General features: G+C 58.0%; 14 protein-coding genes. 1 reads left to right on the forward strand and 13 read right to left on the reverse strand.

Annotated features, from left to right (window positions below):
* Nucleotides 1-114, forward strand: a 114-nt coding sequence (locus AC1D1P_RS07520) for a DUF3885 domain-containing protein (protein WP_477672566.1), incomplete at its 5' end; no start/stop codon positions are given.
* Between the two features lie 41 nt (nt 115-155).
* Here the strand turns inward: AC1D1P_RS07520 and AC1D1P_RS07525 are convergent.
* From AC1D1P_RS07525 to AC1D1P_RS07585, 13 genes are all read right to left on the reverse strand, one after another.
* Entirely contained in the window at nt 156-2,114 is a 1,959-nt protein-coding gene (locus AC1D1P_RS07525) for a propionate--CoA ligase (RefSeq protein WP_477672561.1), read from the reverse strand.
* A complete protein-coding gene (gene acuI / locus AC1D1P_RS07530) occupies nt 2,101-3,078 on the reverse strand; it encodes an acrylyl-CoA reductase (NADPH) (protein WP_477672562.1) in 978 nt (325 codons plus the stop codon). Before acuI ends, AC1D1P_RS07525 begins: the two co-directional genes overlap by 14 nt.
* A 392-nt stretch (nt 3,079-3,470) precedes the next feature.
* A complete protein-coding gene (locus AC1D1P_RS07535) occupies nt 3,471-3,893 on the reverse strand; it encodes an SgcJ/EcaC family oxidoreductase (protein WP_477672563.1) in 423 nt (140 codons plus the stop codon).
* A gap of 105 nt (nt 3,894-3,998) precedes the next feature.
* Nucleotides 3,999-4,670, reverse strand: a complete 672-nt coding sequence (locus AC1D1P_RS07540; RefSeq protein ID WP_477669320.1) for a glutathione S-transferase family protein — start codon at nt 4,668-4,670, stop codon at nt 3,999-4,001.
* A gap of 119 nt (nt 4,671-4,789) precedes the next feature.
* The gene (arr, locus tag AC1D1P_RS07545) at nt 4,790-5,185 is read right to left on the reverse strand and encodes an NAD(+)--rifampin ADP-ribosyltransferase (RefSeq protein WP_477669319.1); all 396 of its coding nucleotides are present in this window, start codon (nt 5,183-5,185) and stop codon (nt 4,790-4,792) included.
* Nucleotides 5,186-5,276: 91 nt separating this feature from the next.
* On the reverse strand, nt 5,277-5,789 hold the full coding sequence (locus AC1D1P_RS07550) for a DinB family protein (protein ID WP_477672564.1): 513 nt from the start codon (nt 5,787-5,789) through the stop codon (nt 5,277-5,279).
* 175 nt (nt 5,790-5,964) lie between these two features.
* Complete coding sequence (locus AC1D1P_RS07555) at nt 5,965-6,312, reverse strand: hypothetical protein (RefSeq protein ID WP_477669317.1); 348 nt, start codon at nt 6,310-6,312, stop codon at nt 5,965-5,967.
* A 200-nt stretch (nt 6,313-6,512) separates the two neighbouring features.
* A complete protein-coding gene (locus AC1D1P_RS07560) occupies nt 6,513-7,031 on the reverse strand; it encodes a DUF2199 domain-containing protein (protein WP_477669316.1) in 519 nt (172 codons plus the stop codon).
* 122 nt (nt 7,032-7,153) lie between these two features.
* On the reverse strand, nt 7,154-7,354 hold the full coding sequence (locus AC1D1P_RS07565; protein WP_477669315.1) for a hypothetical protein: 201 nt from the start codon (nt 7,352-7,354) through the stop codon (nt 7,154-7,156).
* Between the two features lie 129 nt (nt 7,355-7,483).
* The gene (locus AC1D1P_RS07570; RefSeq protein WP_477669314.1) at nt 7,484-7,792 is read right to left on the reverse strand and encodes a hypothetical protein; all 309 of its coding nucleotides are present in this window, start codon (nt 7,790-7,792) and stop codon (nt 7,484-7,486) included.
* Nucleotides 7,793-8,157: 365 nt separating this feature from the next.
* Entirely contained in the window at nt 8,158-8,373 is a 216-nt protein-coding gene (locus AC1D1P_RS07575; protein WP_477669313.1) for a hypothetical protein, read from the reverse strand.
* Nucleotides 8,374-8,727: 354 nt separating this feature from the next.
* The gene (locus AC1D1P_RS07580) at nt 8,728-9,090 is read right to left on the reverse strand and encodes an energy transducer TonB (RefSeq protein ID WP_477669312.1); all 363 of its coding nucleotides are present in this window, start codon (nt 9,088-9,090) and stop codon (nt 8,728-8,730) included.
* A gap of 62 nt (nt 9,091-9,152) precedes the next feature.
* A partial coding sequence (locus tag AC1D1P_RS07585; RefSeq protein ID WP_477672565.1) for a hypothetical protein occupies nt 9,153-9,421 on the reverse strand: 269 nt, incomplete at its 5' end.

Consider the following 9,421-nt stretch of genomic DNA (forward strand, 5'->3'; position numbering starts at 1 on the left):
GCGTTTGCGCCCTACGATGGCGGCGCCGATCTATTCTTCAAATCTGAGGAAGATGCTCACCGAACCAGGCAGATGTTTCAATCCTGGTTGTCAGATCGCCCTGACGGTCTTTGAATACGGGCTAGAACGCCCGCAAACGCCCCCGCACTGCGGCCTTACCCTGCCACCCGATCCCGAATCTGCTGCAACGCCGCCGGGTCATCCATCGTCGTTAAATCCCCCGGGTCCCTGCCCTCGCACACGGCCTGGATCGCGCGGCGCAGCATCTTGCCGCTGCGGGTCTTGGGCAGGGCTGAAACGAAGTGCACGCGTGACGGTCGGGCGACAGCCCCCAGATCGCCGTCCACGCGTTTCATGATCTCGCCTTCAAGCTTCATGGCCGCCACCTTGTCGGCCAGCACGTTCGCATCCTTCGGCACAGCAAAAGCCATCGCCACCTGGCCCTTGAGCTGATCGGCCACACCGATCACCGCCACCTCGGCGACGCCGGCGTGCCCTGAAATGCTTTCTTCAATCTCGCGCGTGCCCAGGCGGTGGCCTGCGACATTGATGACGTCGTCGGTGCGGCCCAGGATGAAGTAGTAACCGTCTTCGTCGCGTATGCCCCAGTCGAAAGTGCTGTAGACCATTTTGCCGGGCACGCTCTTCCAGTAGGTGTTGACGAAGCGCGCGTCGTCCTTCCAGATGGTTTGCATGAAGCCGGGCGGCGTCGGGCCTTCAATGACGACCACGCCTTTTTCATGGGGTTGCGTCAGCTCTTCGCCGGTGGACTCGTGCAGGATCTTGACCTTGTAGCCGTACATGGGCACGCCGGGGCTGCCGAACTTGCTGGCCTTCTTTTCAACGCCGTTGGCAATCGTGATGATGGGCCAGCCGGATTCGGTCTGCCAGTAGTTGTCGATGATGGGCACGTTCAGGCCTTCGCTGATCCAGCGGGCTGTCGGCTCATCGAGCGGTTCGCCGGCCAGGAAGAAGGCACGCAGGCTTGAGAGGTCGTGTTTTTTGAGCAGGGCCGGGTCCTGCTTTTTGAGTACGCGCACCGCGGTGGGCGCGCTGAACATGCCGGTGACCTTGTACTTTTCCACCAGGCTCCACCAGATGGCGCCGTTGGGTTGCTTGTCCATGCCTTGCGTGGGCAGGCCTTCATACATGATGGTGGCCATGCCGGCAATCAGCGGGCCGTAGATGATGTAGCTGTGGCCTACGACCCAGCCGATGTCGCTGGTCGAAAAGTAGGTTTCGCCCGCGCGGCCGTCAAAGATGTGCTTCATGCTGGCGGCCAGCGCCACGGCATAACCGCCGGTGTCGCGCTGCACGCCCTTGGGCTTGCCGGTGGTTCCGCTGGTGTAGATGGTGTAGCTGATGGCGGCGGAGTCCAGCCACACGCAGTGCACCAGCGCGTGCATGTACTTGGCGCGCAAGGTCTCCCAATGCAAATCGCGCCCGGCCACGATGGACATGGGCGCCAGGCCGCGGTCAACCAGCAGCACGGCTTCAGGCTGGTGTTTTGACAGGCGGATGGCTTCGTCGAGCAGCGGCTTGTACGCCACCACCTTGCCGCCGCGCGAGCCGGCGTCGGCGCTGATGATCACGCGCGGCGTGGCGTCGTCGATGCGCGAAGCCAGTGAGCCGCTGGCAAAGCCGCCGAACACCACGCAGTGGATGGCGCCTATGCGCGCGCAGGCCAGCATGGCAAAGGCGGCCTCGGCAATCATGGGCATGTAGATGAGCACGCGGTCGCCCTTGACCACGCCCATGGCCAGCAGGCTGGCGGCCATGCGCTGCACCTCGGCGTGCAGCTCGGCGAAGGTGTAGGTTTTTTCAATACCGGTTTCGCTGGAGACATAAATCAGCGCGGGCTGGTCTGGCCGGTCTTTCAGGTGCCGGTCTACCGCGTTGTGGCACAGGTTGGTTTGCCCGCCCTCAAACCACTGGGCAAACGGCGGTTTGTCGTCATTGCAGACGCGGGTGAAGGGCTTGTGCCAGTCGATCAGTTGGGCCTGCTCGGTCCAGAAGGCCTCGGGCTGGTCGATGGACTGGCGGTAGAAGTCTGCGTAGCTCGTCATGTCTCGTCTCCGTTTTTGCTTTTTGGGGCCGTGCTCAGATTTTGACAACGATGCGGCCGCGCACCTTGCCCGACATCAAGTCGGCGGCCTTTTCTACCGCTTTCGCCATCGAAATCTCTTCCACCATGGCCTCGAGCCTGGCAGTGTCCAGGTCTTTTGCCAACCGGTCCCAGGCCTGCTGGCGTTTGGCCAGGGGCGCCATCACGCTGTCGATGCCAGTCAGTGTGACGCTGCGCAGGATAAACGGCATCACCGTCGCCGGGAAATCCGCGCCCTGCGCGAGCCCGCAGGCCGTGACCACACCGCCATAGCGCGTCTGCGCGCAGGCATTGGCCAGCGTGTGCGAGCCGACGGCGTCCACCACCGCGGCCCAGCGCTCTTTTTGCAACGGCTTGCCGGGGGCAGACAGCTCGGCCCGATCGATCACGCTGCTGGCGCCCAGTTGCCTCAGATAGGCTTCCTCACTGGCCTTGCCGGTGGCGGCCACCACGGTATAGCCCAGCTTGCCCAGCAAGGCAACGGCCACGCTGCCCACGCCACCGGTCGCGCCCGTCACCAGCACCTCGCCGTCGCCGGGTTTGGCGCCGTGCTGCTCCAGCGCCAGCACGCTGAGCATGGCGGTGTAGCCCGCCGTGCCAATCGCCATGGCCTGGCGGGTGGTGAAGGCTGCCGGTAATTTCACCAACCAGTCTCCCTGCAAGCGCGCCCGCTCAGCCATCAGGCCCCAGCGCGTTTCACCCAAGCCCCAGCCGTTGTGCACAAAGCGGTCGCCGGCCTTCCAGCCGGGGTGGGTGGATTCCAGCACGGTACCCGCGCCGTCAATGCCCGCCACCATGGGCCAGCTGCGCACCACCGGCCCCTTGTTGGTAATCGCCAGGCCGTCCTTGTAATTGAGGGTGGAATATTCAACCTGCGCCAGCACGTCACCGGCGGGGAGCTGGGCCTCGTCGGTGTCGGTGATGGCCGCTGAAAAGCCGGCGTCGGACTTGGTGAGCAGAAGGGACTTGAACACGGCGTTGTCTCCGGATGGGTTGTTGTCGCAAGGCCAGAAACGCTGGAAAACCCGCGAAACTGAATTCTTAATTATGGATAACGGGCTTTCAGGAGGCTGACGATGCACTTGGTACGCCGAGATCTGCTATTGTTTTAATAGCTGCTTGCGCCTACCCTTATTGGCCTACAGCTACTTTTTGCACCTGAATAATGTGTGTTTTGCCTTTCCGGGAGTTGTTTTGGGTGCTTTTTGGACTGCTTTTGGGCTTCAGGGGAACATCTGAAGGCAGAGTTTGCCGTTTTTTCAGAACGAAATTAGCCCGCAATCCAATAAGGGCCAGCGCGAGCAGCTACTCTTTTAATAGCAAAAGACTCGACTGACAGAAGGCGCTCTGTCAGCTCCAGACTGCGCTAGTCGCGCAAGATCGCCTCACCTGTCCGCGGGTTCACAAGGGTCACATTTTCGAGCACCCGAATGCGCCAGATATCGCTCTGTCTCGTCAGCACGGCGAGGATCAGCGTATCCACCACATGGGGCCCGGCCGGGTGGCTGGCGCCGGCAGCCAGGCGGCTCCAGAAATGGATGACCGCCGCCCCGTCGGCAATATGGGCGACATCGATGAGTTCGTTCTGGAGTGTGGAGTCGCGGTAGATTGTTTCGTGAATCGGAACGTGGAGCGCCACGATCTCCTCAACGCCCCGCACGTAGTGCCCGAAGCGATTCACGAACGTTGCGTCCTGATCGAACAGCTCACCGAGAGCCGTCATGTCGTGGCCATTCCAGGCGGCTTGAAATGCACCGGGCGCATCTTCAGGTTTTTTCATCCTGGTCATGGGTTTAGTCCTGCGTCTCCCGGATTGCTACGGCGCAAGGCATTTGGCATGGGGGCGGCTGGAGGCAAGTGAAGCTTGCCGGAAGACTTCCCCTCGATGGARGGATTAGGCCGCACTGCTGCCGAAAGCATGCGGCTCATATTGAGTTACGGTACGTTGCACACTTGCGCGGGTGCCAAGCCTCGCGAGCCACTCCGCCACAGCACGATGTTCGCCAATGGCTGTTTGTCCCTCAGGGGCAAGGGAGAAGTAGCGGAGGATCGGATAGGCGTGCAGATCTGCGAGAGAGAGGGTGTTGCCGGCAAGGAACGGTGAATCTCCGACAAGAGCCGCAAGCGCTTCAAGGGCGATGCGGGACTCTTTCAATGATTTGGCAACCAGAGATTCATCGGTGGAGCCGCCTGTCATGGGCAGGCGAACCCTCTGGACAAAGACTCCCCACACCATCGGCCGATAGGCGTAGGAGTCAAGCAGCCCGATTACTTGCGCCATACGCGCCCGCTCACTCGGCGTTGGCGGTTGCAGCGATGGGCCGGGGAATGCCTCATCTACGTAACGGCAGATTGCCGCCGTCTCGTAGATCGACAGCTCTCCGTGACACAGCACGGGGATCCGTCCGAACGGATGGCGCTTGGTGTGGGCGGCAGGCACGCCACCTGGCCCGAAGATGTCGACCTCTTCGATTCGATAAGGCACGGCTTTCTCTTCGAGCGTTAGACGGGCGATCCGCGTATACACGCTGCGCGGCAAGCCATAAAGAGTTAGGGTTGATGACATGGCAAAGCAAATGACTGTGCGGCCTCACGTAAAAACAACCAGACTATCACTTTGCGGCGAAACCGCGTCAGGGGCCCTATCGCCACGACTGGATGCTCTTTTCACAGGGCTGTCTCACATCAATTGATGATTTTTCCCATGCCATTTTCTATGCGGTTTCTCAGTTGTTGAATGAACTGTGAGTCATAGGGTTCCCAGCTTTCGAGTTCGCCAACAACTTTTACAGGCAGCTTGCTTCGATAGGACCGCGTCGGGTTGCCTGGGAACTTCTTGTCTGTGACGTTGGGGTCGTTCTCAAATTCCCCTGTCGGTTCAACGATATAGACTCGCGGCCTGCCGCTGCCTTTGGCTATTTCTGCGGCAAGCCCGGCACCTTTGGAGAGGGCTGTGAAATAAATGTGATTCATCACGACGCTGTCGTCGTAATTCGATTTAAAGCCTGATGTCAGTAGATCGCCTACCTGCAATTCGGCTTTCGTGCCGTGAAAAAAAGGGCCGGTGTCCAAAGTTGCCATGAGTTGTTAAGTGCAAACGGGGTTGATGCCAAGGGGAATTGAACGAAGAGTTAGCCATCGTTACTGCATGCGTTGCCGTGCGCCCGTCTCGCTACCCCTTGGGTCCGAGTCGACGCTCCGGTTCATGCCTGTGCAAAAACTTTGTCAGGGAGTCTGGCGGAGAGTCGGTGCCCAAGTCTTCAAGCATCTGGCCGATGCTCCCGCGGTGATAGCCGCTGTGCGTAATGACGTGGAGAAGCATCTCTTCACACGACATCGCGCCGCTGTCACCGTCAGTGAATGTGAAACGCACCCGATGTTTCAAACGCTCGGCGCTGACGCCGCGTACGAACTGCAGGTACCAGTCGTCTGTGGATCTCACGATCTCCCGCAACTCCGGCAAGCCCGGCGCAGGTTCAGAGTGCGTTGCCTTGAAGCGCTGCGTGGCGGCGCCGGTCAGATGGCCCTGAAAAATCTGGTCCACAACGTTGGCGTGATCGAGTGTGTGAAGCATGGCACGAAATTCATCGGGATGCTGCTGCGCATCAAACTTTTCGAGGACGGCGTGGAGCTCGGTGTTCGCCCAGGCCTTGTACTCGAACAGTGAAACGAGAATGGTGTTCATGGCAAGTGGGGCTCCTTTTAAGTTTGGTATGCGCACGCTGCGAAGCCGGTTCTGACGCTTGACGTTTTGACATGAGAGAGCCCCGCTGACGCGATACAGCACGAGACGAAACCTCGGATCAGTCTATGTACCCGCAAATCCGGCCTGCAAGAACCCGTTCATGCACCAGACGCACCTAGAGCGTCAGAACCAGCCCCTGCCCCGTCTTGACGCCAAATGAGACAAAGACAAACAGCACAGCAGCCTGCAAGGCAACGACCATGATGGAAAAACCGATGAGGGATCGGCCCGGCACGCGGAGAATCGCGGCGTACACCGCAATCCCGGCCGCAAAGGCAAACACGAAGCCCATGAACCCGCCGGACAGCTTGAAGACCACCAGGCTCACAGCGGGCGCGGTGATCGCCGCAACGGCRGCGGCTCCATAGCTGGTGTTGCCAGCGTCGACAAACCCGGCAGCCCATTTCACAGGCATCAGGGTGATGAGAGCAAAGAGGACGAGGGGGAGTAGCAGGATGGTCATGCGGTTTTCAGGGGTTGGGGCTCGCCATGATACCGGCGCGCCGGGACTTCGCTGGAAATGGCTTCGCTGTTAATCCTGTGCGGCCGCAGCGCGGATTTCTGCTGGACCTGCACCACAACGGCAGCCCGCTGCTCCTATCGAAGAAGAGGTCCAGCAGGAATGGATGTGGGCCAAACCGAACATGACCATAGTCCGCCTTCTCATTGGTGCATAGCCTTCTCTGCCAGGTACTGGGCACGTTCAACTGTAATACCCGAAAGCTGATCAACTGCCAGTTGATCAGTCTCATTGACTGTGGAATGCAAGACAACTTTGGGCCGAAAACCTCCCAGCTGTATGAAGACATCTGCGGACCTGGATTGCTCGGCTGGATACAGGTTGATMCGGTTGCAGAGCCAGCCAAAGAAGCCGTCACCTTCCAGCGGGGTGTCAAAGGTTTGAACATAGCGCTCAAAGCTCTGTTGACTTGCAGAAACCCACACCCCCCAAACAAAGGGCTCACTTACGCCATGTATTGGAATTTCCAAAACAGCCCTGACGAAATAGTCGGTTCTTTCGGTATGACGGATAACGCAAAGGTCATCGGACAGCCGCCCGATGTCTTGTTTCTGTTCATCTGTTAGCCAGGTGTATGGATCTGGCGCCTGAAATGCAAAACTCGGCGAGCCCTCATGCAACTCACCGCAGCATGAACATTTGAATGCAAAGATCGCTGCCATGGAATTAGTGGCCTAGCGTAAAGATGACCGGACGACTAACACTTGCGGCAGAGCTGCCTGCTGCTGTTGTGGGTTCGTGTCGATTGGCAAGTCGGGCCGTAAGCAGGCCGCAGCGAATTTACTCATTCGTGTCCTCTTGGAACACCGATCAAGACTGAGATGGTACCCAGCACAAACCAGGCCGCRAACGTGAAAAGTACCAGCGACATGAGAATATTGTGGCCACACATGACGCCAAGTGCAGGATGCTTTCCTTCGCAGCCGACGAAGAGAATGGCAAAGGCGATCAAGGGGCCACCCAAGAAAATGAGAATGAGTTTCACGAACTTGCTCAGCACCATGGAACGAAGCCTACCGTTGGCGGTCACCGGCAACCAACACTAGTCGCGAAACAGCAACCTGCAGCTGTGTCCGCATCGGCCGATCGGTTAGGCTTCATACCTTGACTTCCACTACTTGGTTAGAGCCTTTAATGGCTTGGCCTTCGACTTGATATACACACCATCAGCGTATGCGCCTGCACCAGAGTAGCAGTGTCCGATTTGGTAAACCTGCGCCCGATTTCCATTGAACGTTGCGATTATGGCGCAGGGAATATCCGGACTGGAGAAGAATCCTGCGCAAGAGTCTCGTGTAATTGTCAGCTCACCTTCCAGGTTACCAACCGTAGGTGCTCCAGCAATCATTTTCCCCAACGATTGCAGCTCAAAGTGGGCTCGATCCAACCCATCGGATGATTCGGTTGGAGTGTCGATGGACATATAGGCCCCATCTTTCCTTTCGTATCTCGCACCTTGCATGCAGGGAGATGCATAGGCTGACGATGAAGTAAGAACTGCGAAGGCAAAGACCGCGACAGACAGATTCAGGTGGATTGCAGAAGTCATATTAGCCCGACGTTTGGCATGAGGGGTCGGCCCAAGTGGGCTGCGGTTGCCTCTTCGATGGAAGGATCAGGCGGCATGCAATTGGTCACTTTCAGAGAATGGTCCCTCGAACCTGAAACAACCCGCGACAACCCGGGAGGGTAGGAGCCTGACGTTTGACATAAGCGCTCTGCAAGGTGACCGTTTGAAGGAGAGGTCAGGCGACATCGGCGATGGCCAAGCGGTCCGATGTGAATATCTCAGCTTGCATGAGAACGTAGAGAGAAGAGGATGTAAAGGCCTAAGGCGATCTCGCCCAGGCCGATGAGGATCGCTGGAAGCCCTTCAACGATACGCTGCTCATTGCTATCTTCATTCCATGTGAATTTAGCTTCCCGGCGCAAGACACTCTTCACGCCCGCAACGATAGATGCGAGGCCAAACAGCACGACAATGATTTTTAAAAGCAGTGCCATGAGATGCCTAACGCAATTCAGACCGCAAAAGCTGCGGTCTAACTTGACTGCTATGGTTTAACTTGGACATCGAATCCTCCCAAACCCTCTTGTTTTTGGCATTGCAGCAAATACGCTGGATTTTTATGCCTGTACAAATAATCCCATGAAGCCCTGCTCCCACTGCAGTTGATCTGTCTGCCTGATCAGCTGAGGGAGCGGATTTGATATTTGCACTATAGCCTCAGCACCGGGAAGCTTTGCGTGTACCGGTTACGTTTTTTTTCCACAGGCATGACTTGAAGCATCCGCGCGACAGGGGCACCACGGAAGTTGAGTATCTTTAGCGGGAAAATCACACGCCAACCCGGCCAGCTACTCAAGAGCGTATTTGATCGGAAGCTCCACCCAGGAATCCACGGCACGGCCCGACTTTGTTCTGGCCGGGTTGAACTTGAACTTTTTCACGCCTTCGATTGCGGCCGCATCCAGCGTGGCAGAACCCGAGCTTTGACGGAGCCGCACCTCGCCGGCGTTGCCGTTCGCCAAAACTTCCACTCGCAACCTGACAACGCCCTGCTCGTCAAGGCGCCTGGCACGCGCTGGATACGCAAGCCTTGGCGAATCGGCCTGGCTGGCGGGCCGCACAATTTCATCCGGGCCGGTGACACAAGCTGTCAGCGCCATCGACAGAGGGAAAAGGAAGAAGATGCAGAAAACGCGAAGCAGGTATTTCATTGGTACCGGGTATGGATTGCAACTGGACAAAACTCAAACGCCTTCCAGGCAGCCAAAAAGCCTCACAGATCAAGCCAGCTTAGAACCTGGCTGAAAAATACCATGGGAATCCTGCAAGCAAGACTGTTGTGCAACCCAAACCAACTGCACGCAAACCAGCCAAACGGCATGAGCAGCATCAGCAAGATGAAAGCGTCAGTCAAATAGGCGAAAGGCCGTCTCTTTCGGATCTGGATGATGAGATCGATCAGGAACGCGCCCAGCATGATGAAGGTCATGAAACCAAGAAGAATGGCGATCCCCAGGCCAGTATCTCCGTGACGCTCTTGTG

Source organism: Polaromonas sp. P1_E1_2 (assembly GCF_056406035.1).

What these genes read in the sequence shown, in the direction of transcription:
- AC1D1P_RS07570 (WP_477669314.1), bottom strand. Translation starts at nt 7,792, where the DNA reads ATGTCCATCGACACTCCAACCGAATCATCCGATGGGTTGGATCGAGCC.
- AC1D1P_RS07550 (WP_477672564.1), bottom strand. Translation starts at nt 5,789, where the DNA reads ATGAACACCATTCTCGTTTCACTGTTCGAGTACAAGGCCTGGGCGAAC.
- AC1D1P_RS07535 (WP_477672563.1), bottom strand. Translation starts at nt 3,893, where the DNA reads ATGACCAGGATGAAAAAACCTGAAGATGCGCCCGGTGCATTTCAAGCC.
- AC1D1P_RS07540 (WP_477669320.1), bottom strand. Translation starts at nt 4,670, where the DNA reads ATGTCATCAACCCTAACTCTTTATGGCTTGCCGCGCAGCGTGTATACG.
- arr (WP_477669319.1), bottom strand. Translation starts at nt 5,185, where the DNA reads ATGGCAACTTTGGACACCGGCCCTTTTTTTCACGGCACGAAAGCCGAA.
- AC1D1P_RS07575 (WP_477669313.1), bottom strand. Translation starts at nt 8,373, where the DNA reads ATGGCACTGCTTTTAAAAATCATTGTCGTGCTGTTTGGCCTCGCATCT.
- AC1D1P_RS07580 (WP_477669312.1), bottom strand. Translation starts at nt 9,090, where the DNA reads ATGAAATACCTGCTTCGCGTTTTCTGCATCTTCTTCCTTTTCCCTCTG.